Origin of the sequence: Acidovorax sp. K2F (assembly GCF_025246485.1) — a bacterium.
Classification (GTDB): Bacteria; Pseudomonadota; Gammaproteobacteria; order Burkholderiales; family Burkholderiaceae_C; genus Acidovorax; species Acidovorax delafieldii.
Genome location: NZ_JAOBSQ010000036.1, coordinates 111,315 through 136,990, shown reverse-complemented (window position 1 = coordinate 136,990; position 25,676 = coordinate 111,315). Strand labels below are relative to the sequence as shown.

Annotated in this window: 20 protein-coding genes; 19 read left to right on the top strand and 1 reads right to left on the bottom strand. The window is 64.7% G+C overall.

Annotation, left to right across the window (positions count from 1 at the left end):
• Positions 1-15 precede the first annotated feature (15 nt).
• From N4G42_RS13560 to N4G42_RS13520, 9 genes are all read left to right on the top strand, one after another.
• A complete protein-coding gene (locus N4G42_RS13560; protein ID WP_260667524.1) occupies positions 16-585 on the top strand; it encodes a hypothetical protein in 570 nt (189 codons plus the stop codon).
• On the top strand, positions 582-1,049 hold the full coding sequence (locus N4G42_RS13555) for a hypothetical protein (protein WP_260667523.1): 468 nt from the start codon (positions 582-584) through the stop codon (positions 1,047-1,049). The genes N4G42_RS13560 and N4G42_RS13555 overlap by 4 nt, the downstream gene beginning before the upstream one ends.
• Positions 1,049-2,302, top strand: a complete 1,254-nt coding sequence (locus tag N4G42_RS13550) for a hypothetical protein (RefSeq protein WP_260667522.1) — start codon at positions 1,049-1,051, stop codon at positions 2,300-2,302. The genes N4G42_RS13555 and N4G42_RS13550 overlap by 1 nt, the downstream gene beginning before the upstream one ends.
• The gene (locus N4G42_RS13545) at positions 2,299-2,820 is read left to right on the top strand and encodes a hypothetical protein (protein WP_260667521.1); all 522 of its coding nucleotides are present in this window, start codon (positions 2,299-2,301) and stop codon (positions 2,818-2,820) included. Before N4G42_RS13550 ends, N4G42_RS13545 begins: the two co-directional genes overlap by 4 nt.
• A gap of 13 nt (positions 2,821-2,833) precedes the next feature.
• A complete protein-coding gene (locus tag N4G42_RS13540) occupies positions 2,834-3,271 on the top strand; it encodes a hypothetical protein (RefSeq protein ID WP_260667520.1) in 438 nt (145 codons plus the stop codon).
• A gap of 5 nt (positions 3,272-3,276) precedes the next feature.
• Positions 3,277-5,241, top strand: a complete 1,965-nt coding sequence (locus N4G42_RS13535) for a hypothetical protein (RefSeq protein ID WP_260667519.1) — start codon at positions 3,277-3,279, stop codon at positions 5,239-5,241.
• Position 5,242: 1 nt separating this feature from the next.
• Complete coding sequence (locus N4G42_RS13530) at positions 5,243-7,267, top strand: hypothetical protein (RefSeq protein ID WP_260667518.1); 2,025 nt, start codon at positions 5,243-5,245, stop codon at positions 7,265-7,267.
• A 2-nt stretch (positions 7,268-7,269) separates the two neighbouring features.
• Positions 7,270-8,703: a hypothetical protein gene (locus N4G42_RS13525; RefSeq protein ID WP_260667517.1), complete on the top strand. Its 1,434-nt coding sequence runs from the start codon at positions 7,270-7,272 to the stop codon at positions 8,701-8,703.
• Positions 8,704-8,774: 71 nt separating this feature from the next.
• Complete coding sequence (locus N4G42_RS13520; RefSeq protein WP_260667516.1) at positions 8,775-10,997, top strand: hypothetical protein; 2,223 nt, start codon at positions 8,775-8,777, stop codon at positions 10,995-10,997.
• Between the two features lie 15 nt (positions 10,998-11,012).
• Here N4G42_RS13520 and N4G42_RS13515 read toward each other — a convergent pair whose 3' ends face one another.
• Positions 11,013-11,669 carry a DUF4124 domain-containing protein gene (locus N4G42_RS13515; protein WP_260667515.1) on the bottom strand — a complete coding sequence of 219 codons (657 nt, stop codon included), beginning with the start codon at positions 11,667-11,669 and terminating at the stop codon, positions 11,013-11,015.
• A 79-nt stretch (positions 11,670-11,748) separates the two neighbouring features.
• On the opposite strand from N4G42_RS13515, the gene N4G42_RS13510 reads away from it, so the two are divergent.
• The 10 genes from N4G42_RS13510 (at position 11,749) to N4G42_RS13465 (ending at position 25,557) form a co-directional block, all read left to right on the top strand.
• On the top strand, positions 11,749-20,439 hold the full coding sequence (locus tag N4G42_RS13510) for a PLxRFG domain-containing protein (protein ID WP_260667514.1): 8,691 nt from the start codon (positions 11,749-11,751) through the stop codon (positions 20,437-20,439).
• Between the two features lie 50 nt (positions 20,440-20,489).
• Entirely contained in the window at positions 20,490-20,762 is a 273-nt protein-coding gene (locus N4G42_RS13505; protein WP_260667513.1) for a hypothetical protein, read from the top strand.
• Between the two features lie 9 nt (positions 20,763-20,771).
• On the top strand, positions 20,772-21,152 hold the full coding sequence (locus N4G42_RS13500; protein WP_260667512.1) for a hypothetical protein: 381 nt from the start codon (positions 20,772-20,774) through the stop codon (positions 21,150-21,152).
• Positions 21,153-21,450: 298 nt separating this feature from the next.
• A complete protein-coding gene (locus N4G42_RS13495; RefSeq protein WP_260667511.1) occupies positions 21,451-22,611 on the top strand; it encodes an SGNH/GDSL hydrolase family protein in 1,161 nt (386 codons plus the stop codon).
• Positions 22,612-23,204: 593 nt separating this feature from the next.
• The gene (locus N4G42_RS13490) at positions 23,205-23,606 is read left to right on the top strand and encodes a hypothetical protein (RefSeq protein WP_260667510.1); all 402 of its coding nucleotides are present in this window, start codon (positions 23,205-23,207) and stop codon (positions 23,604-23,606) included.
• A 71-nt stretch (positions 23,607-23,677) separates the two neighbouring features.
• Positions 23,678-23,977, top strand: coding sequence for a holin (locus N4G42_RS13485; RefSeq protein ID WP_260667509.1), 300 nt, complete (start codon positions 23,678-23,680; stop codon positions 23,975-23,977).
• The gene (locus N4G42_RS13480) at positions 23,974-24,612 is read left to right on the top strand and encodes a glycoside hydrolase family protein (protein WP_260667508.1); all 639 of its coding nucleotides are present in this window, start codon (positions 23,974-23,976) and stop codon (positions 24,610-24,612) included. The genes N4G42_RS13485 and N4G42_RS13480 overlap by 4 nt, the downstream gene beginning before the upstream one ends.
• Positions 24,609-24,824 (top strand): hypothetical protein, encoded by a 216-nt coding sequence (locus N4G42_RS13475; RefSeq protein WP_260667507.1) that lies wholly within the window; start codon positions 24,609-24,611, stop codon positions 24,822-24,824. The genes N4G42_RS13480 and N4G42_RS13475 overlap by 4 nt, the downstream gene beginning before the upstream one ends.
• Positions 24,824-25,090 (top strand): hypothetical protein, encoded by a 267-nt coding sequence (locus N4G42_RS13470; protein WP_260667506.1) that lies wholly within the window; start codon positions 24,824-24,826, stop codon positions 25,088-25,090. The genes N4G42_RS13475 and N4G42_RS13470 overlap by 1 nt, the downstream gene beginning before the upstream one ends.
• Positions 25,087-25,557 carry a hypothetical protein gene (locus N4G42_RS13465; RefSeq protein ID WP_260667505.1) on the top strand — a complete coding sequence of 157 codons (471 nt, stop codon included), beginning with the start codon at positions 25,087-25,089 and terminating at the stop codon, positions 25,555-25,557. Before N4G42_RS13470 ends, N4G42_RS13465 begins: the two co-directional genes overlap by 4 nt.
• The last annotated feature ends 119 nt before the right edge of the window (positions 25,558-25,676 follow it).

Sequence of the window (25,676 nt, the reverse complement as noted above, 5' to 3'; positions counted from 1 at the left end):
GGAATCATCGGCGGCATGGAGCGCTACACCGCCATCGTTTTGTCCGCAAAACCCGTCACCCTGGAGATCCCGGGTGTGGTGGTGTTGGCGAGCGTGCAGAAAATCACGACGGTGGCACAGTTGTACGACCTGCGCCTGGCTGTTCTGGATCGCGTCGGCACCGAGTTCTGTTTCTACCTGGACGACGACGACGAGCTGCCCACCGACTACCTGAGCGTGCTCGATGAGTGCGCAGCACAGGGCCAGCCGCTGGTCTACACCGACGAGCTGATCCGTTATCAGGGCAAAGAGTCGGTGCGCAAGTCTGCCCCGTATAGCGCCGACGCACACAAGGCCCGTCCCATGCTGGTGCATCACCTGGCGCTGATGCGCACCCAGTACGCCGTGCAGGCGGCCCGGCGCCTTCCGCGCGGTGATTTTTCTGTGGAGCAGCCGCTGTTTATGGAGCTCGCCAAAGGTGGGGCTGCCTATGTGCCGCGTGTTGGTTACGTTTGGAACCGCTCTACCTCCGGCATCAGTCACTGGCCGCAGATGGTCGCCGCCCAGGTACGCGCCAAGCGGTGGTGCAACGGGGGTGCTCTATGACGACCGCCATTGCATGGGGCACCCCCTACTACGTCGGCGGGCAGCCGGGGACATCCCCGTACACAGCAGGTAACGCAGGGTCCGCCGTCGACGTTGCTTTCATCTACGAGAGCTTCAGTATAGGGCTTGTAGGCGGTCTGAGCGATGGGGTGGTGACGGTGGAGCACACCTACGCCCCTGCGGGCGGCGGGGACGAAATCCTCCTCGAAGTGTTCTATCTCGACGCGGGGATCGACTACAGCCCGACGTATGCGGTGAACACAGTCACTGGAAACCGCGACGGCATCCACAAATTCACCGCTATCGAGGGCGGCGTCACGCTACCCACCGTACTGCTGCTTGCTCTCACGCCTGATGGTAATCCGAGCGATGACTACTACGGCGCGGCAGCCTGGTACGAGCAAACCACTGAGCCCGTTGCGCAGTTCTGGACGCGCTTTGTGAACACCCGGGAGGTCATCTGATGGCCAACAAGCTCCCGACCATCGGCCCCTTCCCCGCAGGCGTCAACAACCGCCGCGACGACCACGACCTGCGGCAGCCAGTGCAGCGCGGCAGCATCGACCTGCTGCGCAGTGCCACGAATGTGGACCTGACCGACGAGGGCAAGGTGCGCCGCCGCCCAGGCTTCACCCAGGCCATTGCACAGGACGGCTGCCATTCGCTGTGGGGCGACGGGAACGCGGGGTTCTACGCTGCAGGCTCAGGCCTGTACCAGCTGCGCGAGAGCGGCCCTGGTGTGGTGGCCAGCCTGGTGCGCGATGACCTGGCGCCCGGACAGCCCATGTCGTACTGCGAGGCGGGCGGCACCTACTTCTACACCGGCTCCGGTCACCTCGGCATGGTGCGCGACGGCGTGCGGATTGACTTCACGCCCCGCCTGAACATCACGCCTGTATTGAGCGCAATCCAAGGCGCATTGAGCGCTGGGCGCTATCAATTTTGCTTTACGCAGATGGGCGTGGCTGGTGAGTCGGCGGCCACGGCGCCCCAGGTGATCGACCTTCCTGCGGGTGGCGGCATCCGCATCAGCTCCATTCCTCCGGCCGCCTCGGGCACGACGCTGTGCGCATACATGACCGCCGCCAATGGCGAGGTTTTCGGCCGGGTGGAACTGCAGGTGTCGGCAGGAGTGGCGGAGATTGTGGCCCCCCCCGAGCTGGGCGCGCGCTGCCAGACCCTGCTGCTGGAGCCCATGCCCGCCGGGTCCGTTGTGCGGCACTCCAATGCGCGGCTGCTGGTGGCCGTTGGCAACCTGCTTTGCTACAGCGAGCCCTTCGCCAATGGCCTGTTCCGGCCCAGCAAGAACTACATCCCGTTTGCGGCGCCCGTCTCGGTGGTGGAGCCCTGCGGCGGTGGCGTGTTCGTGGTGGCCGACAAGACCTATTGGCTGGACGGCGACCTGGCAGCGGCCAGCCTGATCGAGAAGCTGCCATACGGCGCCGTGCCCCATTCGGGAGGCTCTGGCCCCACCGACAGCAACACAGTGTTCTGGATTTCCACGCGCGGCCTGGTCTTCGGTGGCGCCGATGGCTCCGTGCGCAATGCCCAAGAAAAGCAGCTGGCCCTGGCCGGTGGTGCTGCGGGCGCAACCCTGTACCGCGAGCAGGAGGGCTTGACCCACATCCTGACCGCAGTGCGTGACCCCATGCAAACAACCGCTGCGGCGAGCAGCTATTTCGACGCAGAGATCGTCAGGAAAGGAGTGGTGCTATGACCGCTACAACGAAGCAGGAAATGGCCGCACTGGCGGCCTCTGGTGTGACCTACACCCTGGAGCTGGTCCGCAAGGGCCAAGTCATCGAGCGCGAGGTGATCCACAACCTCATGCCCGAACAGGGCCGCAACCATGTGGTGGGCGTGACCATCAAGGGCGTGACGCAGGTTCCCACCTGGTACATCGGCCTGTTCGAGGGCAATTACACGCCTGTCGATGCCGACACCGCCGCCGGCTTCCCCGCTGCAGCCACGGAGTGCACGGCCTACGCGCCCAGCACCCGCGTGGAGTTCAACGAGGGCGCCGTGGTGGCTGGCTCTGCCGACAACACCGCCAACCGCGCGGAATTCACCTTCACATCGGCCAAGACGGTGTACGGCGCCTTCATGGCATCGGGCCAGGCCAAGGGCGCTGTGACCGGCACGCTGCTGTCGGCCGCGCGCTTCGCCACCGCCAAGAACGTGCAGGTGGACGACGTGCTGCGCGTCACCGCCTCGCTGTCCATCGTGTCGGCATAAGGAGCACACCACCATGACCACACCGGTAATTTCATCTGTTGGCTTGAAGGCCGCTCTGCTAAGTGCTTTCAAAGCGGAAATGGACGGCGGGGAGTTCCGCCTGTATGCAGGTATCGTTCCTGCCCACTCGAACGACAGCATTGGCGCTGCCACGCTGTTGTGCACCATCAAGAATGGCGCCAGCGGTGTGACCTTTGATGACACAACTGCACCGGGCACGCTCATCAAGCCCGCCGGGGAAACTTGGTCGGGCACTAACGTGGCGAGCGGAACCGCGACGTTCTACCGCCTGGTGCTGCCAGGGGATACCGGGGCTGCATCAACGACTGCGCCGCGCTTGCAGGGGACGGTGGGCGTTATTGACGCCAACATGAACCTGTCGAGTGTTGCCCTGGTCAGCGGCGCGCCTCAGAGCCTGACCAGTTACGTGGTGTCGCTGCTGGGCGGCTGATCGGCATGAAATTCCCTGACCGCCCCAATGGCGCCACGGGCGCACTGGTCAGGGCCAACGAGTTCGACCAGTCCCCGACGGCGCCTTTCAGCAAGACTCGCCAGGGCTCCCAGGTCATCCACAAGCGCAACGGCGATCTGTTGATCCGCAAGGACGACAACGCCGCACCGCCGCCTCCGTACCTGCTGTGGTCCGGGCCGTGGGTGCAGTCCGGCACCGAGTCGGACATCCTGCGCCGCATCGGGCTGGACCCTGGCGACGCGGCCATTGATGAGGCCATTGAAACCACCACGCCCGCGATCCGCTCCACAAACAACGGGGTGTATGTGGGCGACGGGTACTTCCTCGATATGTGCGTGAGCTACGACACCTCGACGGCGGGGGTGCTGCAGGGCGCCAGCTTCCCGCGCCTGCGCAGCATCGACAACCTGGAGGGCGCCATCGTGCCCGCCGAGTCACCGCTGAACGTGGTCGGGGCGAATGTGGCGCTGGACAACGTGGAGCCCTTGCTGGTGGCTGAAACCATCTACGGGTTCGTGCACCCCACGTTCTGCGCCTGCGGCTGGAAAGACGAAACCGACCGGTACGTGTTCTGCATCTTCGGCCTGCTGCCGTCGGGGAGCTCACAGTACCGGTCAAAATACGTGGCCTATGTGGGCAACACAGCCACGCGCAAGCTGCGCCGCGTGGATCTGCCCACCCTGCCTGACTCAGCCAACCCGCTGTACCTGACCGGCTGGGGCGTGGGCGCGCCTATCTACCAAACCGCCTGGTGGGGCATCGAGACCCTCTCCGCATCACCGGCTGGCTACGTGGACAACGACCAGGGCCCTGCCAAGCTGTATGCGGTGGGCAAGGGCCACATGCTCGCGCTGCTGGTGCCGCAAGAGCGCGTAGAGGTGGGGCGCCTGGAGGGCGTCGCGCGCTACAGCACGCACCCTCTGCGCCTGCCAGCAGGCTCAGCACCTCATCTCGTGCGCAGCCGCGATTTCGGGGAAACCTGGACCGTGGAGCGCGCCGATTTCCTGGCGGCTGATCTGCCCGAGGACACGGTAGAGCTGACCGACGAGTACCCGGACACCGGCCTCGATGTGACCTACGACTACCCGTTTCAGCCAGTGTCCTGGCATTCGGGATTCATCGCTGCGCCGCTGGGTGGCGGGCGTGTGGCCATTGCTGCCTATGGGCAGCCTGCAACACCGCCCACGGAGCTTGACCTGTCGCTGCACACGCGACGCATGGCGGTGCAGCGCGCGCTGCGCTTCTTTGTGTCGGACACCAATGGTGAAAACTTTGTGCGCAAGCCGTGGCCGATGGATGACATGTGGGCGTGCATCTCGTTCCGAGACTACTTCGACCCCGGCACCTACACGCAGGCATGGCCCTTGTTCTTCCCGAACAAGCTGCCTGGCCACCGCTACTCCATGGGGCCGGGAAACTTCACCATAGCTGCCGTGAACACTGCTGTGAAGTACCCAGAGAAGCTGTGGGGCAGTTACCCAGACGCCTACCCGGTAACGGTGTGGGCGACCAACGATTTTGGCGACACCTGGACCGGCCAGCGCCTGCCTGCAGAGTGCATGCCCATGGTGGACAACCTGGCGGAATACAAAGCGCTCAAGGGCATCGAGTCGGGCGATGGGTTCTCAGTGAGCGACGCCACGCTGCTGACCCGCTTCATGCTGAGCATGTCGGCGCCATACAAGCCGGCAGACGGCCCCAGCGCTGCTGTACCGCCCGAGTTGGTGGCACTGTACGAGGGCTGGAGGGTGCCATCCAGCGTTTGCGTGACCAGCGGCGATGTGACCACGATGCGCCGCGCGACCGACTTTTCCGGCCCGTCCAACCTTGACCCGCAGGTGCTCAACATCCTGTGGCGCAGCCCGGAGCTGCACTACACAGGAGATATTGGTAGCCTGCTGTACCCCGACGACGTGGACCCGGCCCACCCTGAATTTGAGGAACGCTGACATGGCCAACACCCTGGAGAAGATTCAGCGCTGGACGGTGCCACCACCGCCAGCGCCGCCGCCGGCGCCTATCACGCGCACCTACAAGGTCAAGCGCACCTACCCGCAAACCAAACTGATCCAGGTCTCCTCAGCTGCGGAGGCCGACTACTCGCAGACCATCACCAACTACGTGACGCTCCCAGACGGGCGTGTGTTCCCCAGCCTGGAGGTGATCTACTGGAAACGGGTGTCTGCGGGGGTCATCGAGGTTGAGGAAACCCGAACCGAAACTATATTTCCGCCAGCCCCGCCGCCGGCAGTGAGCACGCCTGTTCCTCCCGCCTGGGACGCCACCGCCTGGTCTGGGCGTGCGTTCACCGACCCGCTGCAGACCACGTTCAAGGTGGGCGCTGGCGTGACCGATGGCGTGGTGGCCGGCCTGGCAATCTCCGCGCCCACCGCCAACACGGTGCAAAGCCACATCGTCCATGGGTTCAAGATCGAAAAGGGGCGGGCCTACGTACACATCAGCCCACCGGCCGGGGTTCCTCCCGCTCCTGGCGAAACTGTGTACCTGGTGAATTCGTCACCCGTCAGCCCGGGTCATGAATGCAAGATCACGCTGATCGCGGGGCGTGTGCGGTACTACATCCAAGACGTGCTGGTGGCGGAATCGCCGTCCTATCTCGCCGGTAGCGCCGCGCGGCTGTCTGCGGCGATCTATGCCCCAGACGACGAGCTTACCGACCCCACGTTCATCCCCCTGAATGCGACCGGGGCGGGGGCGGTAGGGTTCCAGCTTTCGGCCTTGGGCGGCGACTACGGCTATGCGTTTGGTACTGCAGAGCTGTACCTGGGCGCCACGGGGGAGCAGCGCGAGAGCCTTGCTGGCCTTGGCACGCTGTGGGCCTACGGCTCCGACCGTGACGATGGCAACGGTCTGGCGCAACTGGGCGGCCTGGACGCCGTGGGCTATGGCTACACCGGCGAAACCGGCGAGGGCGCCGCCCCCATCTTTCGCCTGGATGCCATCGGCGGGGACTACGCCTACGCCTTCGGCGCTGCAGAAATGATGCTGAACGCCAATGGCGACGGCAATGACTACGGCGCAGAGCTGATCGGCTTTGCCAGGGGCATGGATCTGTGGGCCGAGGGCCTGGCCACCTACCCACATCGCGGCATCTACACCGTGGGTCAGGTGTCCGCAGACTTCGACGCTTCGGTGTCCCCTGCGGTGCGCCATGAAGCGCGGGGCAAGGTGTCCACATCCATGCGCGGCTCGCAAAGCTGGATCATGGACTTCGCCACCCGTGGCCACATGGGCGTGACCTGGAACGCGCAGCGCGTGGTGGACGTGGCGCTGGTGAGCACCGGCAACACGACTGCGAATTTGGCCGGCATCCTGGTCATCACCGCCAGCTTGCCCACGCCCCTGGTGGCCAGCGCCACCATCGACACACAGCGCACCTTCACCGAGCAGCTGACCGCCGGGGCGCAGGCCGTGGCGGGCTACGACGCGCAGCAGGTCATCAGCGCAGCCATCGAGGCGGTGGTGTACGGCGGTGTGGCCATGGGCGAGCCCGGCAAGAACCTGTCGGTGTGGTCTGTGAACCCCGAGAGCGGCAGCGCCGCCTACGAGAACTTCCCGTTCAACAGCTTCGCGCGGATCGGAGGGCGCAACTACGGCGCCTCGGAGGCCGGGATTTTCGAGCTGGTGGGGGACGACGACGCTGGAACCCCCATCCGTGCATCCATCAACCTGGGCAAGCGGGATTTCGGCAGCCCGGCGCTCAAGGGCATCAGCTACGCCTATCTGGGCGTCAAGAGCACAGGCCAGATGGTTGTGCGCGTGACCACCCCCGAAGGCAAGTCCTATCTGTATCAGACCCGCAGCGCCGACGCTTTCATGGCCACGCAACGCGCCGACTTCGGCAAGGGCCTGCGCGCCCACTACCTTGAGCTCGAAATCTACAACCAGGACGGCGGCGACTTCACGCTGGAGCGCATGGAGTTTGTCGTCAATGAACTGAAACGGAGAATCTGACCATGGCAACCACCGACCTTGTGGATGTAGACGACAACGGGCTGTACTCGATTGTCTTTGCCGAGGCACTGATCAATGCTTTGTGGGGCATCGTTCAGACCAAATCGGCGCTGGCTGACGCCAAGACACAGGAGGCCATTGACCTGGCCGATGGTGACTACAGCATCAGCTCGCCCGACCTGAGCAACGCCATCAGCGAAGCCATCACCACGTTCAAGGAGAACGTGGCGCGTCCTGATCTTCCATCGGCCCCCGAGAAGCGGACGGCGCCCGTCGTGCCGGCCAAGATCGACCCGCTGGATCTTCCCGCAGTGCCGACCATGGGCCCGGCGCCGGTCATCCCGCTGCCGCCTGGCCTGGATGCACCGCCCGACCTGGGCGATCTGGACGTGACCCAGCTGCAAAACCTGTACTGGGAGAACCGCGCCGAGATCATGGAAATGCTCAAGGCGGCGTTTAGCGACTACATGGCCGAGTGGTTCCCGGCCGGCACCTACTTCGAGAAGGCCACGGCCTGGTTGGAACGCGCGCTGGGCGAGGGCGGCACCAGCATCAATACCGATGTGGAAAACGCACTGTGGGAGCGTGACCGCGCACGCCTGGCGGCCGAGGCTGCCCGCGCAGAGGACGAGGCAATGACGGCGTTTGCCAGCCGCGGCTACGTGTTGCCCCCCGGATCTCTGGTGCATGGAGTGCTCACCATTCGCCAGGGCTTGACCAATGCCCTGAGCCAGCAGTCCCGGGACATAACCATCAAGGCGCACCAGGACGAGCTGGACAATGCTCGTCTGGCGTTGCAGCAGGCCATCAGCCTGCGCGGCGCGGCGATGTCGGCGGCCATCAACTACATGCAGGCGCTGGCCGTGGCCCCGCAGATTGCCACCACGCTGGCCACAGCCCAGATCGACGGCCAGACCCGCATTGCTTCTGCGCGCGCTGACCTGTTCCGCACGGTGACGGGTGCCAAGACCGACATTTACCGGGCCGTGGCCGGGGTGGAGTCGGATGTTTACAAGACAATCACCGGTGCACAGAGCGACTTTTTCAAGGCCGAGGCAGGCGCCAAAAGCGACCTGTACCGTGCCCAAGTGGAAGGCTGGCGCGCAGGCGTGACCGCCGATGCGGATGTGTACCGCGCCGTCACCAGCGCCGAGGCCGATGCATACCGCACGCTGGTGGACGCCATGACCCGCCTGTATTCCACCGACGCCCAGGTGGCCCAGGTGCCATTGGATGCAGTGTTCAAGAAGGCCACCCTCGACTTCAACGTCGCGGACGCCAACCTCAAAGCCAAACTGGCGATGGTGGCCGAGCAGGTGAAGGCGGCGGTGGCGGCGGCCCAGCAGGTGGCCACACAGGCATCGGCTGCGCTGAACAACCTGAACGTGAACACCTCGGTGAGCAACGGTACCACCACCAGTTTCGTGCAGCGGTAACGCCCCAGTCTGGTTTGCCCTCCCCACGGTGAGGCGAAAGAATCACCCCAACGCGACACAAAGGATTCGCCATGTACGGCTTTCAACCAAAATCTGCACGGGGCAAGACCGTGCCACAGCTCGCTGATGGCGGGCCCGTACCGTTCGGCTCGCGCGGTGTTGCGGCCGTGCGCGACCTGATTCCCAAGATGCAGGCCATGGGTTTTCAACCTGCGCCGCCCCCAGCGGCGCCAGCGGACACATCCAACACCGCGCGCCTGCGCGCCATGATCCCTCAAATGGAGGCCATGGGATACAAGCAGCAGCCGCAGTATCTTGCAGATGGCGGCATGGTGCATTCCATCAAGGGCATGCTGGGCCTGCGCCCCAAGACGCGCGAGGAACTACTGGCCTCTGACGCCAAAGCCCAGGAGCGCAACCGCGAGGCGGCGGCCCGTGTGGCAGAGCGCTCTGCGCAACAGCCCGCGCCCGCTACGCCAGCACCGCAAAGCGCCATCACCGACTACGCAGGAATGTCCGCCATGCAGCGCCGCGAGAAAGAGCAGGGCCTGAAAAACGGCGGCATGGTCAAACCGCACGGGTTCAAGGCTGGCGGTCTGATTCGCGGGCCTGGCACCGGCACCAGTGACTCCATCGAAACCGAAAAGCGGCCTGGCACCTTCATCATGCCGGCCGATTCAACCCAGGTTATCGGTCCCGAGGCGCTGGAGGAACTGGGCGAGCCCGAGGAAATGGGCGAAGAAGCCGAGAGCATGGAAGGGCAGGGCGATGCGGGTGATGATGAGTCCGTGCCAGTGGCCTTGAGCAACGGCGAATTTGAATTCACTCCCGAGGACGTGCAGGCGTTGGGCGAGTCTGTGCTGACGGTGATGCGCGATGCCACACACAAGGCGGCGGGCAAGGGTGACGGCAAGATGCGCGCCGCAGCAGGCTTTGCGCCGGCCCAGGTTTTTGCAGACGGCGGCACCGTGCAGGAAGAGGAAAAGAAGCGCCTGGCCAACCAGACGGCGATGTACGTGCGTGGTGCACAAGAGTCTGTGGCCAACCGTCCAGCGACACCGCCGACCGCCCCCGTTAGCTCACCACGGTCTTTCACTCCTGTCGCGGCCGGGTTCATGCCTGGGACACGCGCCGTATTCAACGAATCCGGCAAGACCATTGGCGATCTTGCCAAGCAGGGGCGATACGCAGCCGCAGCAGGAGAAACCGCGCGCGCCGCATTGGCGTATGGCCCGGCAGTGGTTGACGATGTGGTGGGTGGGGCGCTGCGCTCCGTTGCGCCCACTGTCGTAGATGCAGGGAAGCAGTTCTTTGGTGCTGGTGAAACAGCTCCTGCGCCGGCCGCAACGCCCTCGACCAAAACTGCATCCGCCACTACACCACCCGCGCCCCCGGCGCCGGCGCAGCCTTCTGCTGTGTCTGCAGCCCCGGCCGTAGAAACAACCGCTGCACCCGCCGCACAGCCACTCACTGCGGGCCCGATCTCAACACAGAACAATGCGGCGGCGGAAGCGCTGTCTACCCCCCGGGCGACTGGATTTGTCCCTGGTGGTGCCGGTGCTGCGCTTCCTGTCCCAGTGGTGCGTAACTCCACCAATGACTGGGCAGCACGTAAGGCGCTCGAAAACGCTGCCACGGCCGCCAGCTCTATCACGGCCAATGGCGGCAGATTCGACCAGAGCGGCCCGGGTGACTCGCCGGAGGTGGCGGCCTACAAAGCCGCGTTGGCCAACGACTTCGCGCTGCAGCAGGCCCAGCCAGGCATGGAGCAAGCGGCCATGCGCGAGAACGGCGCCAACCAGCGCACGGCAGTGCAGGACGCAGGCGCTACCGAGCGCACGGTGATTCAAGATCAAGGTGCTACAGCGCGTGAAGCGGGGCGCACAGCCTTGGCGGGGGAAGAATTGGGCCTCAAACGCACGGCCGCCGGTTTCCAGACCCGCGCCGCCGCGCAGCTGGAAAGCCTGCAGAACGCCTACACCGCAGAGAAAGACCCAGCCAAGCAGGCCATTCTGGCCCGCCAGATCCGTGAACTCCAAGGCAAGGAGCAGCCTGCACGCTACAAGGTGGCAGCCGGTGGCCAGCAGATTGACGCCAACGGCGTGGCCTACAAGGTGCCCGACAGGGTATTTAATGAGCAAACCGGCGAGTTCAGCGATGGGGCCACGCCAAAAGCCCCTGCGGCACCATCAGCCAGCGGAGCGCCCGCGACGCCGGCCAACAAGGCGCAGTACGACGCACTTCCAAAGGGCGCTCAATACATCAAAAATGGCGTGGTCTATGTAAAAGGGTAGTAGCGGATAGCAGGGCTAGTCGCAGCGCCAACTCTGAGAGGGGTCGCTTCTGCGGCAGCGTTGCCCCTGGTTTCCGATGAGCAGATTTCGGTCGCTGGCGGACCTTGTATAGGTGCCGCCCTGGCTGTCCCTGCAGGTGTCGCCAAGGCAGCTTTGCAATTTTCTCGGCATTTGCTGCCTGCTTGCCTCGGCTTCTGCCTGAGCCCGCGCCTCCTGTTCAGCGCGCACGCGGTTTTGCTCCTGCAATTCGCGTGCTCTTTGCGTTTCTGCCTCTCGATCCCAGGTGCTCCCGTTCTTGGCGATGCTGCCTGCTGATGTGGCCGCATTCTCTCTCGCCTTCCGCTCTGCCCAGCCTCCGCCCTGCGGGGCCGCCGGTGATTGCGGATAGGTCAAGCTACGGTTGCTTTGTTCGATGGCTTCGCGTTGTTGCTCTGCCATGTTGCGCTGCTGTTTGCGCAGTTCGGCGTTGTAGGCCTGCTCGCGCTCACGGGCGATTTCCGCCTGCGACTTCCTACGCTCGATCTGTTCTCCCTGCTGGCCTTGGTTGCAAGGGCGATCTGAATAGACGAGCTTCCCGCTGGCGTCCTGGCAGCGATGGACCTGTGCATGCGCGAAGTTGGCAAGAAATGCAGTGGCAAACGCCAAGGTTGCTACGAGGCGGCGATTGGGCATTGGTACTTCCTCCTGACACTACTCTAGCAGCCCCCCACTATGGTTCGACACCCCCGCCATGGTTGGGAACAGTGGAGGGATGGCAGATAACACCACCACCAATTGGGAAGACTTTACGCCGGGGCCCGGCGACAAGCCGTTGAACTCCATCAGCCCTTCTGCAAAGCAGGATGACAGCTGGGGTGATGGCGATAAGCCTGCACCAGCCAGTCTGCTGCGCAAGGCGGGCGATCTGGGTTTGTCGGTAGCCAAAGGCGTTATCGCGGTGCCCGAAGCGGCCGTAGGGCTGGCCGACATTGCCACAGGCGGCGAAGCTGGCAAGTTCCTGGAGAATGAGGGCGGCGCCTACGGTGTCCGCTTCAAGCAGGCCAAGCAGATCCTGAGCGACATGCAATCGGATGACCTGCAGGGCAAGCAGCGCGAGTTTCAGCAGGCAGATGGGATCATCGACAAGACCAAAACGGCATTGTCGAATCCATCCCTCATCACCAACGCTGTTGCCGAGTCGGTGCCCCTGATGGGCGCCGGTGCCGTGCCCGCACGCGCGGCGCTGGCCGTTGCCCCCAAAGTGGGCGCGCTCGCCGCTGGCGCCATCGGTGAAGGTGTGGTCGGAGCCGGTTCAGCGGCCGAGCAGGTGCGCCAGGAAACGCAGGACGGTCTTCTGACCCCCAAGCAGGCCGGGCTGGCCGCAGCCAGCGGAGCCGCTACAGCAGCCTTTGGTATGGCCGGAGGCAAGCTGGCCCAGCGCCTGGGTATTGGCGACGTGGACACCATGCTGGCGCAGGGTGCGGCCAAGACGGCGGGCGTGCCGTCAGCCAAGAGCATTCCCCGCCAGGTAGTGGAAGGCGCCATTGCCGAGGGCTGGCTGGAAGAACTGCCCCAGTCGGTATCGGAGCAGATCCTGCAGAACCTGTCGCTCAACAAGCCGTGGAGCGAAGGGGTGGAGGATGCGGCCGTAATGGGCACCTTGGCCGGGATGGCCATGGGTGGAACGGCAGCCGGTGTATCCGGGTTCAGCGAGCGAGGCGATAAACCGGCCGACCAAGCCCCGCCGCCCGCGCAGCCACCAGCACCAGTACAAGGCACAGGCCCCACGCTGGCGCTGCCCGCACCCGAGCGCGGTGTGATTCAGGTGGGTGGCGACGGTACAGCCCGCACGCCTGCCTACCAGGCCCCCGGTTATGTGGGGGATGTGACCGATGTGCAGTCACGCCCTATTGACCCAGTGCGCGAGCAGGTGGCAGCGGCCGCAGAGCAGGGCGGTGCCCTGTCGGGTGCTGCGCTGACCGCCATCGACACCGGTGTGACGCAGGCCATGCAACCCGTTGCGCCCGAAGCCGCGCCGCCTGCCCCCATCAGCCTGGAAGAAGCGGATGCCCGCGACCAGGCCGCCTATGAGCAGTTTTTTGCCAACCACGATTTCGACCCGGTGGTGAGCCGGTATTTCGAGGACGACACCGACATTCCCGACTTCGGCGCTGCCAGCAATGTGAGCGACGAGGAATTTTTGCGCTCTCTGGGCGCTACCGATGAGGACATTCAAGATGCCATTGCCACTGCCAGCCAACCCTCAATCCCGCAAAGCCGTCCTGCAGTCGATGCTGGCGCTCAAGCGAATGAGCCCGCAGGCCCGCGCCAAGGTGCTGGAGCAGATCAAGCCGCCCAAGGCCAAGTAGCCGCCACACCCGCGCCAAGCGCCCCAACCAACCTGCGCGATGCGCTGGTGAATATCCGCGCGCAGAAACAGGAGGCTGCCAATGCCCAAGCTGCCGCGCCACAAGCTACCCCTGCCGCCGCCACCGTTCCCGGAGCCCGACCCGCCGCCGTGGAAGCCGCTGGGCCTGCAGTCACACCCCCGACCCAAGGAGTAGCCCGTGAGCCTTCGCCCGATCAAACCGTCCAAGCAAGCGCGCAACCATCGCAAGCAGCAGCAGCGCCAGCCGCAGAGCCCACAACCGCCAGCACCAGTTCGCCAGCCGCTGTTGGCGCACCAGAAGTTCGGGCACTGACCGATGGCACCCCGGCTCAGAACCTTGGAGCGCAAGTTGCGGCAGCGCCTGGCGCGAAAGCTGCGGCGCCTGCAGGCCAGAAAAAAGCACTCGACCGAGTGAATGCTGGCAAGGCTTACTACTTCTCGCAGGCCAAGGCGCAGGCCTTTGTCGATGACAACGGGTTGAGCGACACCCACGAAGTGGTGCAGGACAACAAGCGTTTCGTGGTGCGCGCCAAACCGGCTGCCGATGACGCGGGTGATGTGCGGCAGTTCGCCCCCGAAACTGGCACTCTGGGCATCCCTCGCGCGGAAATGCCCCAGGTGCCCACCCAGTCGCATGGTGGGCTGGTGAAGCACCTGAATGCTCAAGGCATCGAGCACGAAACCACGATGGTGGATGCGGCCGAGTTGAAGCCCACGCAGGCTGAGTTCTCGCCATCCAAGGTGGAGCAGGCCAAAGAAGCCATCGGCGACCGCGCCGTGATCGTGTCGAACGATGGCCACATCATCGACGGCCACCACCAGGCGCTTGCTGCAGCCGAGGATGGCAAGCCGGTGAAAGCCATCGTGCTGGATGCTCCGGTGGAGCAGGCGCTGGAGGCGGTGAAGAATTCACCCAGTGCACAGGCGCAGCCGGCAGAGCCTGCAGCTCCGACGAAGCCAGCCAAAAAACCGCGTGGCATTCTGGCCAAGAAGGCGGAAGCCGAGGCCAAGGCCCGCGCGGACTACTTCACCCCTGGCAACGTCGTGAAGGGGTACGGCGGGTTCGACCGCGTTCTTGAATACACGCCGGTGGACGAGCGCGGCTCGTGGAGCGTGCGCGTGCAGCGCGTGTTGGAGCAAGATGGCCAATGGGCTGACGCCCCAAATGAGCGACCACGCTGGCACTCTACGCAGCCCGAGGCGCGTGTCATGGCTGCAGGCCCGGTGATGAAAACACCAGTTGCCGCTGAGCAGCCAGCCGTAAAAGCCGAACTGGTTAAACGGACCGGGGCCAAGATCGAGGACTTCGGCGAGACGCTGCACGGCGCCCGCAAGATGCTCTACGCCGAGGCCTACGCCGATGGCATGGCCAAGGCCAAGGAGCTGGACACCAAGGCGCACCCGCTTTCCAAGACCTGGCCCGAGCCCGACTACCAAAAGCTGCTGGAAGGCGGGGCGCCGCTGGAAGCTGTGTCTCTGGTGCGCGCGCTGCGCGAGGCGGTGCCTACCAAGCCGCAATCGTCCTGGAAGCTCAAGGGCTGGTCCGCTCAGGTGGAGACGCTGCGCGGCTTTGCTGAGGATGTTCTGTCAGGCCAGCAGGAGCCTTCGGCAGTACGCATCAAGCTGAACCGCGATGGCATGCCCCGTGGCGTCGCCGACAAGGTTGCGCTCTACGAGGCCATGGGCCATGAACGGTCCCTGAAAGGCATCAACGTGTCGGTGGGCCGCTACTCCATGTACGACCGTGTGGAGTACAACCCGCCGCGCACCATTTGGAGTGTGTCGCGCGAAGCCAAGAGCAGCGCCTTTGGCAGCTGGCCGCGCGAACTGGCAAAGGGCGACACCCGCGAGGAGGCCATTGCCGCATTCAAGAAGCGGGCCGCCGAGCTGCTGGCCGAGGAGCGAGCGCCTACCAAGGGTGCAACTTTCGAAATCTACGGCAAGCGCGCGGGCGGCGCCCGGGAGTTCTTCATTGGCAAGAAGATCGGCCGCAACGTGGCGGAGCTGAAAACCGGCTTCGCAGACATCAAGGCTGCGCGCCAGTACCTGGCCGACAATCAAACCGAGCTGGAAGGCCTGCTGGACAAATACAAGGCAGTGCCCCCGGTGCGCAACGACCAGAACGCTCCGCGCATCGGCGAGGACTACCGCAAGGGCGCCGATGTGAATCCCGCGCAGTTCCAAGACGCTTTCGGTTTCAGAGGCGTGCAGTTCGGCAACTATGTGGAGGGCGGGCGCCGCCAGCAGGATCTGAACCGCGCTTATGACGCGCTGATGGACCTGGCTGGCGTTCTGAATGTGCCGCCCAAGGCACTTTCGCTGGGCGGACGCTTGGGCCTGGCCTTCGGCGCGCGCGGCACGGGGGGCACCGATGCAGCGGCGGCGCACTACGAGCGCGGCAACGTGGTGATCAACCTCACAAAGCGGGAGGGTGCGGGTAGCTTGGCCCATGAGTGGTGGCACAGCCTGGACAACTACTTCTCGCGTGAGCGCGGGGCGGGCGACACCTACATGACCTTGGATTCGCAGAGTGGAACCGGCGTGCGCGAGGAGATGCGCGCAGCCTTCCGTGAGGTCAATGCGGCCATCAACCGCACGGGCATGCAGGAACGCAGCCGCAAACTGGACGAGCGCAAGACCAAGGACTACTGGACCACCAAGCCGGAAATGTCGGCCCGAGCTTTTGAGAGCTACGTCATCGCCAAGCTGCAGGACCAGAACGCGGGGAATGACTACTTGGCCAACGTGCTGCCGGCCAGCGCCTTCGCACTGGAGGGTGGCTACCCATACCCGACGGCGGGCGAGCTGCCCGTCATCCGGGGGGCGTTCGATGCGTTCTTCCAGACGGTGGAAACCAAGCAAGGTGAGGGCGGTGAAACAGTGCTGTTCAGCCGCACGCCAGAAACCCAGTCTGCCTACGACGCGCGCATCGACGCGCTGTTCTCTGGAGACAAGCCCCGCATGAAAGGCGCTAGGGTGCTGGACCGCTCCGACATGCTGACCTTCCTCGGTCTGGGTGATGGGCCGGTCAATCTCGCAGAAAGCAAGGTGATTGCAGGGCAGAGCAACCATCCGCACATGACGGCCGCTGTGAGGAAGCAGATTCCCGAGTGGTTGGAGAACCCCGCGTTGGTGTTTGAGTCGGACACCGCGCCGGGCCGACTGGTGTTCATTGCTCCAGAGCTTGTGAACGGCAGTCCTGTGCGCATTGTTGTGGAGCCGAATGCCGCAGGCGGAGTAAATGCCCATTTGCTGGTGAATGCCTACGATGCACAGAGCAATGCATTTCGCCGGTGGGATAGCGACGGGCTGCTGCGCTACGTGGACAGAAACAAGTACGCCCACGTCTCCGGGACGTTCCAGCCGCAATTGACTGGCTTGCCCGGAGATCGTGGGCGCAATCGAATTTTAACTGACAAACAGTACAACGGCTACCGCCGCGCGAACACGCCGGCGGCCTTCCAGGGCCCGGCCCCGGAGCCCACCAAACTGAGCAATGCCCGCCTGGTGGCCACCCAGATGCTGGTGGACGAGATCAAGGCCAAGTGGACCCGCTCCCCTGAAATCATCGTTGCCCGCAACATGCAGGACATGCAGATCCCGCAGCTGGTGCGCGATTACGACGCCCAGCTCAAGAGCCAGGGCAGCGATGGGGAGGCCCGCGGCTTCATCTACAAGGGCAAGGTGTACTTGCTGGCCGACCAGCTCAATGGCCCAGCCCAGATTGCCGAGGTACTTTTCCACGAGGTGTTGGGCCACTACGGCCTGCGCGGCGCCTTCGGTGATGGCCTGACGCCGGTGCTGCAGCAGATCGGCTCCATGCGCCGCGCCCAGGTGCTGGCCAAGGCCCGGGAATACGGCATGGTGCAGAAGGGCCTGAGCGACAGCGACACCTGGGCGGCCCTGAGCGCGCGGGACCGGCTTTCCGCCGCCGAGGAAGTGCTGGCCGAAATGGCGCAGACCACACCCGAGATCGGGTTTGTGCAGCGGGCCATTGCTGCCATCCGCACTTGGCTGCGCGCAAACGTGCCGGGGTTCAAGGCGCTGGCACTGACGGATGATGAGATCGTGCGCAGCTACATCCTGCCCGCCCGGGGCTATGTGACGCGCTCCGACGAAACCCCGCAGCAGTCGCTGCAGCGGGCCCTGCTTGCGTTCGACCGTGACGCCGGCGGCGATGCCTTGCCCATGTTCAGCCGCTCCGGCATGGCCGACCTCACCGGCAAGGCCCGCGAAGAGCTGAACAAGACGTTCGGCGCTCCAGGCAAGCTGTCGTGGTGGCACAAGACCGTGGGCACCATGTTCAACCTGGCCGAGCGCTCTCCCGACTTCAAGCGGGTGTTCGATTCCGCCCAGGGGTTCGTGGATGACGTGAGCTACTACGCCACCGACGCGGCCGAGCTGGCCCCCCGCCTGCTGCCCAAGCTGGAAACCTGGCGCGACATTGCCAAGCGCCCCATCACCGCTGCCGACAACGCGGCCGTGGCCAAGCCTGTGTTTGAGGGCACGCTGGACTGGGCGCGCGACGAGTCGGGCAAGCCTGTACGCCTGCAGACCCTGCTTGACGCGGCCGAAAAGCTGACGCCACAGCAGAAGGCCCAGCGCCTGCTGCGCAACAACAAGATCAGCGAGGGCATGCTGAAAGCCTGGCAGGGCCTGCCCCTGGAACAGTATGAAAAGCTGGTGGCCAGTCGGTACGAGTCGCAGATGCTGCAGGCGGGCGTGGTGTGGACCCCAGCCGAGCTGAAATCTCTGTTCAAACTGACCGACGCGCAGGTGGAGCTGTACCAGGAATTCCGCGCAGCGACCGACCGCAGCCTGGACACCATGGCACGCGCTGACATGCTGCGCTATGGCGGCAAGGACGTGGCCGAGCTGCGCGACATGGTGATGGACGCCAAGGACGCCCAAGACGCAGCGCAGATCCTGCGCAACCACCTGCAGATGCTGGCCAAGGAGAACCCTGACCGCGCCGGTGAAATCGGCCAGCTGTCGAATGGGATGCTCGACCGCGCCGCCCGCGTGCAAGAACTGCAGGAGCAGGGCTATGCACCGCTGTCGCGCTTCGGCCAATACACCGTGGACGTGGTGAATGCCAACGGCGAGCGTCAATACTTCGGCCTGTTCGAGACTGCCCGCGAGGCCAATGTGATGGCCATCAAGATGCGCAAAGAGTTCGGGCAGGACGCCGTGACGCAGGGTACCCTGTCGAACGACGAGTTCAAGCTGCTGGCCGGCATCACGCCCGAGTCGCTGGAGCTGTTTGGCAACATGCTGGGCCTGGAGTCCGATGGCGACCAGGCCAAGGACCAGGCTTTCCAAGAGTACCTGCGCCGCACCAAGACCAACCGCAGCGCCATGCGCCGCCTGATCCACCGCCAGGGCATCGCTGGCTACAGCGAGGACGTGGGCCGCGTGCTGGCCAGCTTCATCTACAGCAACTCCCGCCAGACTTCGGCTGGGCTGCACATGGGCGAGCTGGGCGAGGCGATCACCGCGATTCCCAAGCAGCAGGGCGAGCTGAAAGATGCTGCCATCCAGCTGTCGGAGTACGTGAAGAACCCGCAGGAGGAAGCCCAGGCCGTGCGCGGCCTGCTGTTCGCTCAGTATCTTGGTGGCTCGATTGCATCGGCCTTCGTGAACATGAGCCAGCCTGCGGCCGTCACCTTCCCGTGGCTGTCGCAGTTTGGCGGGGCCAAGCAGGCCGCCGCCGAGCTGGGTCGTGCTGCCAAGAACCTGGCAAACCGTGGCCACCGCTACGAGGCCGATCTGGCCGCAGCGCTCAAGCAGGCCGAGGAAGAAGGCACCGTGAGCCCGCAGGAAGTGCACCAACTCATGGCGCAGGCCCGTGGTTCAGGCTCGCTGCGCCCCGGCGATGGCACGCGCGCCGGGGATGCGCGCGCCGCAGCGAGTAATGCGCTCACCCGCCTGTCACTGGCCTGGGGCAAGGTGTTCGGCGCGGCCGAGCAGGTGAACCGCCGCATGACCTTCATTGCCGCGTACCGCGTGGCAAAGGCGCAAGGCATGGCCAACCCGGCCGCCTTCGCCAAGAAGGCCGTGATTGAAACCCAGTTCACCTACAGCAAGGCGAACAAGATGAAGTGGGGCCGTGGGGCAGTGGGCGCCACCGCGATGACCTTCAAGACCTATTCCATTGCCTACCTGGAGCTGCTGGGCCGCATGTGGACGCAGGGCGGCCCCGAGGGCAAAAAGGCCGTGCTGCTGGCGCTGGGCATGCTCATGCTGATGGGTGGTGCGGGCGGCCTGCCGTTTGCCGAGGACGCCGAGGATCTGGTGGATGGTCTGGCGCAGCTGGCAGGCTACAATTTTAATAGCAAGAAGGCCAAGCAGGAATTGCTCGAAAGCCTGTTCGGTGAGGCTGGCGCAGGCTTCATTGAGCGCGGGATTACTGGCCTGCCAGGTATGCCTCTGGACGTGTCTGGGCGCCTTGGCATGGGAAACCTGCTGCCGGCCACTGGCCTGTTCAAGGAAAAGACCGACTACACCCGCGACGTGCTGGAAGTGGTGGGGCCCGTTGGCGACTTGGCAAAGCGCGTGGCATCTGGCGCGCGCTCCATCCTGGCGGGCGATGTGGGCGCCGGGCTTCTGCAAATGGCGCCTGCCGCCGTGCGCAACGCAGCCAAGGGTGCCGACATGGCCGCCACCGGCATGTACCGCGACGACAAGGGCTACAAGGTGCTGGACACCAGCCCCGCCGAGGCGGCCATGAAGGCCATCGGCTTCCAACCCGCCAGTGTGTCCAAGGTGCAAGAGGCCAATTTCATCAACCAGCAGGCCAAGAACTTCTACAACCAGCAGGCGCAGGAAATCCGCGCCAAGTGGGCAAAGGGCATCTTCGAGAAAGACCCTGCGTTGGTGGCAGAAGCCCGTGCGGACCTGGAGGACTGGAATCGCAAGAATCCAGACCAGCGCATCGTGGTGAGCATGCCTGCCGTGCTCAAGCGCGTGCGCGAAATGGGCAAGTCCAAGGACCAGCGGATTGCCGACACGGCTCCCAAGGCGATGCGCCAGCAGCTGCGGGAAGAAGCGGCGAAGGCGCGGGCTACTTTGTAGCCCCCCAGTCTGGTTTTACGCCATGCCCTGCAGCCGGAAAACTGCAGGGCATGGCAGCAATCAAGAAAGACCCCGACGCCACCCTCGACTACACGGTCGATTGGTCGGACTGGCTCGCCCCGCTGGCGGATGTGATCGTGTCCGTTGAGTGGGTGCCCAGCGCGGGCATCACGGTTGAGTCCTTCTCGAACACCAGCGCCACCGCCACCGCATTTGTTTCGGGTGGCGTTGTGGACGCCGACGAGTTCGTGACCTGCCGCATCACCACCGCCGGCGGCCGCATCGACGACCGGACCATCAATTTCTCCATCACCCAACGCTGAGGACCGGCCATGTCTGTCATCTACTCCACCGCCACCAAGACGGCTCGCATGAACGCCGTGGTTTCCACCATCGGTACTTCGGGCAAGCTCAAGCTGTTCAACTCCGCCGACGCTCTGTTGGCCACCTTCAACCTGGCAGCGACTGCGGGTACCGTGTCGGGCGCTGTGCTTACGCTTTCTGATGCCAACGGTGGCGCGGATGGCATCTTGAGCACCACCGCATCCGCTGCGGGTACTGCCACGAAGGCCAGCATCACGACTTCGGGTGACACGGATGTGATCACTGGCCTGACCGTCGGCACCTCCGGCACCGACCTGGTGCTGGACAACAACGTGCTGGCCAGCGGGCAGGCCATCACGATCAACTCCGCGACCATCACGCACGCTTAAGCGGGGCTGACGCATGCCGTATGTCCGTGGTTCGGTCGCAAATGACGCAGGGAGCCCTGCCGTCCGGGATGTGCGCCTCTACAGGCGCGACACCGGGGCGCTTCTGGGCGCGACCCAATCCAGTGACGGCACGACCTACCCTATCCTGGTCGGCCCAGTCCCGAGCCTGTCCGACGAAAACGCCTCCTTCAACGACGAGGGGGCTGCGACGACAGGGTGGACAGCGACCAACGCCTCCCTCGCCGTTTCTTCCTCATGGCTGCGGCAGACGAAGACCGCAGGCGGGTCCAACAGCAAGATGGCAAAGACCATCAGCTCGTTCACACCAACCAACAGGGATTGGATTCTGTACGGCCGGTGCCGTGCCAGCACAGACGGTGTTGGCGTGGTCTGGATGCTCAACGGGGCCAAGGAAGTTTCGATCTGGTTTGGATCGACGAATGCCAGCACCACGCTGACGGCCGGCGCGGTGTCCATTTGCGGGACTACCGACAGCGGCACGTCCCGCAACGTTGCGTCATGCGGCACCGGCATCGTCTACAACTCGGAGCCGGTGGACTTTGCCCTGCAATACGACAGCAAGTTCGGGCAGCTCGTGTGCTGGTTCCGCGAGTCGGACGGGCGCTGGAAATTCAAAGCGCGGGTTGCTTGCGAGTGGTTCAGCTCGACCTCCATGGAAGTGGTGAGCGCCACCGCGGCCCCCGCTGGCGCATGGGTGGAGTTCGACTACCTGTCGCTCTGCAAGCCAAACATCGTTGCCATTGGAGATTCCATCTGCGAGGGTAAGACGCTGTTCGCGCCGAACTACGCCCTCGGTCTCTCCAACGACGAAAGCAGCTGGCAGCGCAATGCCTTGATGTTCCCGGCGAATCGCAACAACCTCATTGTGAACAAAGGGGTGGGTGGCCAGACCAGCACGCAGATCCTTGCTCGTATGGCAGATGCGACCGGCGAGGGCCCACGCATCGTGGTGCTGCACGCATCCAGCAACGATGAAGCCAACAGCGTCAGCCAGGCCACCCGCACCTCCAACATCCAGGCGTCTTTGAACGCGATCACGGCAGCAGGGCAGCAGGCGATTTTGCTCAACGCGATGTACGGCAAGTCGGGCGGCGCTGACAACTCGCCGACACCCGACCTGCGCGACTACATGACCACCTGGTGGTCCACAAACGCGGCTTCGCTGAGCGGCAACTACATGGCCATCGACATCATGGCGCCCATCATTGACGGCAGCGGGTTCATGCAGTCCAGCCTCACGCAGTCGGACGGCATTCACCCCACCGCTGCAGGGTACGCGGCCATCGGCGCCCGCATTCAGCAGAGCAGTGCCGCACTGAGCGCCGGCGAGTACATCGTGTCCACGTCGTACACGGGCGAGTGCTATGCAGTGGCGCTAGACGACTCGGCTGGCACGCAATACAACGAGCTGGTGCTTGGGAAGCTCACGCCTGTATGAGCTACACGCCACCATCGGGCAGCGCGGCGAATTTCTCATGGGCTGGCGCTACAGCCTACACACCACCTTCTGGGAGCGCGGCAAATTTCTCATGGGCGGCCGGTGGGGCGTCCGGCGCACTCACCGCAACAGAATCTGGCGCTGACGGACTCAGTGCGTCAGGCAAGGCCCTCGTCCACGGCTCACTTGCAGCTACGAGCACCGGCGCTGACTCTGCGAGCTTCGCAGGCACCGCCCGCGCTCAAGGGGCGCTCACCGCCGCCGAAAGTGGGCAGGACACGCTGGCTGCTGCAGGTTCCGCGCGGCGCCAGGGCGCGTTGGCAGCCGTGGAGTCCGGCGCGGACGTTTTCGGGGCCTCGGGTTCAAGCGCCGCCGGCCGCCAAGGAGCGCTCGCTGCCGTTGAGTCGGCCAATGATGTTCTCGCTGCGAGCGTGACAGCGCCGCGCGCAGCGGGCAGCCTGGCAGCTGCCGAAGCCGGCGCCGATGCTCTGAGTGCGACGGGTGGGCCTTCCAAACTGGCAGGGCCTATGGCTGCGGTGGAGTCCGGTTCCGATGCAGCAACCATTTCAGTACGCGCCCTGATCGCTGGTGCCATGGCCGCCATTGAGATCGGCAGCGACAGCATGGCCGGGCAGGGCGGTTTGCCCAATTCGGCCGGGTTGCTCACTGCCGTAGAGGTTGGCTCCGACAGCCTGGGCGCGAGCGGGGCGGTCCTGGTCAGTGCGCTGCTTGCCGCCATTGAGGCCGGGGCGGACACCGCAGCCATTGCAGGGCAGATAGCATCCGGCGGCGTGCTGGCAGCGCTGGAGACTGGCCAAGACACATTCGCAGCCATTGAATCCGCGCCATCCCTCGACCCCAGCCGAACCCTGGTGGTGCCCATCGAGGACAGGCTGGTGCGAGTTGCGACCGAAAGGCGCCTGGTATCAGTGGCGCGCGAGGATCGCGTGGTTGGCGTTGGCGCAGAGGATCGAACGATCTTCGTGTCCGCATGAGGTGCGCGGCCAAATGATTCCCCCCCAGTAGGGTTAGACCAGTTGGCGCATGCCCGGAACACTCCTGGCTCATGAAAATAGAAACCATCGATGCCATTTCCACGGCCGGCGGTCGCACCTCCGGTGGCGGTGCTGTCGTTGGATTTCTTGGCTGGCTTGCCTCATCCCAAGCAATCGGCCTTTTTGGCGTGTGTATTGCGCTGCTGGGCGCCCTGGTGAGCTGGTACTACAAGCGCGAAGCAAACCGCCGCTTGGCCGCCGAGCATGCCCTGCGCCAGCAGGAGCGCCAGATGCGCATTGACATCATGCGCAACACCGGGCGCGTGGTTTCAGGCAATACCGACCTGGGTGAGCTGGGAGCCGACAAGTGAGCCGCGTCCCCGCCCAACTGCGCACCAGCCTGGCCGCCCTGGTCATGCTGATGGGCGCCGGTGGTGGGGCCTACTACGTGGACGAGGCCGCCACGCGTGAGGCCAACACCAACGCCTACATCCAGGCCGTGGCCGCAGACCCCCAGGTGTCGGACGGCATCCGCATCGCCATGGTGATGGCCAGCTACTACGAATCCAGCAATCGCCACATCGGCACGCCCTACGTGGACAAGCAGGGCAAGGGCCAGCCGCTCACCGTCTGCAATGGCCTGACCGGGCCCGAGGTGGTGGCGGGGCGCACCTACACCCCCGCCGACTGCTACCGGCTGGAGAAGCGCCGGTACATCGGCTACGAGGTCGAAGCCAAGCGCCTGCTCACGCACTGGGCCAGCTATGACCCGTTCCAGCAAGCCACCTTCCTCGACTTCCTGCACAACAAGGGCGAGGGCAATTTCTTCGACAGCACCATGCGCCGCAAGGCCAATGCCGGGGACTGGGTGGGTGCCTGCCGAGAGAACACGCGCTGGAACCGTGGGACGGTGCAGGGCGTTTCTACCGTGCTGCCAGGCCTGCAGCTGCGCGGCGATTCAAACGACGAGATTTGCCGCACATGGCGGCTTGGAGCGCAATCGTGAAACTTGCTGTACTCATTTTTCTGGTTTTGCTCAGTGCACTGCTCACTGGCTGCGCAACCACCAAAGGTCTGCAGGTGTCCGACGAGGACGCGGCCGAGTGCGCCGCTGTGGGCTGCACGCCCTGGTCGGAGCGTCAGCTTGAAGGCCTGGCCAAGCACTTCTTTGGCTTGGGTGTGAAGGCAGGCATCCAGCGCCAAAAGGGGTCGATCTGATGCGCGCCGCTGCCATCGCCTTGTGCATTGCCGTTGCACTGAGCGGTTGCACTGTAGTGCCCACCGGCACCGCCCACAGCGCCTGTGAACTGTTGAACACGGCTTCCCAAGAAGCTGATCTGGCGCCGGCCTGGTATCTGCGTGCCGGCGAGGTACTGGAAGCGTGTGGGCAGGACCGTGCCAGGGCCGATGCCGCCGTCCGCGCCTGCTATGCCGAAGCCCGCAACGGCTACCGCGACAGCAAGGAATGTGAGGCCATGCCGTGAACCTCACTCTCATCACCCACCTGGTCGTGGCCCTGGCCGCCGCTGCTGGTTCCTGGATCTTCCAAGACGCCCGCATGGACGCCGCTGTGGCCGAGGTCCGGCTGGAGCAGACGAACGAGCGCCTTGGCGCCGTGAGCCAGGCCCGCGCTGACGAGCGCGCCATCACATCGACCTACCAAGGAGCCCTCAATGCTGCCCGCACCCGTGAAGCGCTTATGCGCACTGAAATTGACCATCTGCACCGTGTTTCTGATGGGCTGCGCGACCAAAACGCCGATGCCGCCCGCCGCCTCGCTGCATCTCCCCCCGCCGCCGTCCTTGAGTACGCCCTTGCCGTCAACTCCGTATTCAACGACTGCCGCGCCGCGTATGCAGGGATGGTCGAAAAAGCTGATGGACACGCAAGTGATGTCCGAACCCTCCGCGAAGCCTGGCCAGTGATCCCATCGAAGGCGGCCCATGAGTGAGCAGGGCCTGATCGACAAGACCGCGCTCAAGGTCATGGCCGATGCCCTTGATGCCTTGGTAAGCGCCTGTACCGGGCCAGACGGAAAGCCTCGACCGCCAACGGGCAGGGATTTGATCG

Coding starts and splice junctions, on each gene's coding strand:
- N4G42_RS13505 (WP_260667513.1), top strand. CDS start 20,490: ATGGCAGCAATCAAGAAAGACCCCGACGCCACCCTCGACTACACGGTC.
- N4G42_RS13525 (WP_260667517.1), top strand. CDS start 7,270: ATGGCAACCACCGACCTTGTGGATGTAGACGACAACGGGCTGTACTCG.
- N4G42_RS13550 (WP_260667522.1), top strand. CDS start 1,049: ATGGCCAACAAGCTCCCGACCATCGGCCCCTTCCCCGCAGGCGTCAAC.
- N4G42_RS13510 (WP_260667514.1), top strand. CDS start 11,749: ATGGCAGATAACACCACCACCAATTGGGAAGACTTTACGCCGGGGCCC.
- N4G42_RS13500 (WP_260667512.1), top strand. CDS start 20,772: ATGTCTGTCATCTACTCCACCGCCACCAAGACGGCTCGCATGAACGCC.
- N4G42_RS13530 (WP_260667518.1), top strand. CDS start 5,243: ATGGCCAACACCCTGGAGAAGATTCAGCGCTGGACGGTGCCACCACCG.
- N4G42_RS13470 (WP_260667506.1), top strand. CDS start 24,824: ATGCGCGCCGCTGCCATCGCCTTGTGCATTGCCGTTGCACTGAGCGGT.
- N4G42_RS13490 (WP_260667510.1), top strand. CDS start 23,205: ATGGCCGCCATTGAGATCGGCAGCGACAGCATGGCCGGGCAGGGCGGT.
- N4G42_RS13535 (WP_260667519.1), top strand. CDS start 3,277: ATGAAATTCCCTGACCGCCCCAATGGCGCCACGGGCGCACTGGTCAGG.
- N4G42_RS13485 (WP_260667509.1), top strand. CDS start 23,678: ATGAAAATAGAAACCATCGATGCCATTTCCACGGCCGGCGGTCGCACC.
- N4G42_RS13560 (WP_260667524.1), top strand. CDS start 16: ATGGAGCGCTACACCGCCATCGTTTTGTCCGCAAAACCCGTCACCCTG.
- N4G42_RS13540 (WP_260667520.1), top strand. CDS start 2,834: ATGACCACACCGGTAATTTCATCTGTTGGCTTGAAGGCCGCTCTGCTA.
- N4G42_RS13515 (WP_260667515.1), bottom strand. CDS start 11,669: ATGCCCAATCGCCGCCTCGTAGCAACCTTGGCGTTTGCCACTGCATTT.
- N4G42_RS13495 (WP_260667511.1), top strand. CDS start 21,451: ATGGCAAAGACCATCAGCTCGTTCACACCAACCAACAGGGATTGGATT.
- N4G42_RS13555 (WP_260667523.1), top strand. CDS start 582: ATGACGACCGCCATTGCATGGGGCACCCCCTACTACGTCGGCGGGCAG.
- N4G42_RS13545 (WP_260667521.1), top strand. CDS start 2,299: ATGACCGCTACAACGAAGCAGGAAATGGCCGCACTGGCGGCCTCTGGT.
- N4G42_RS13520 (WP_260667516.1), top strand. CDS start 8,775: ATGTACGGCTTTCAACCAAAATCTGCACGGGGCAAGACCGTGCCACAG.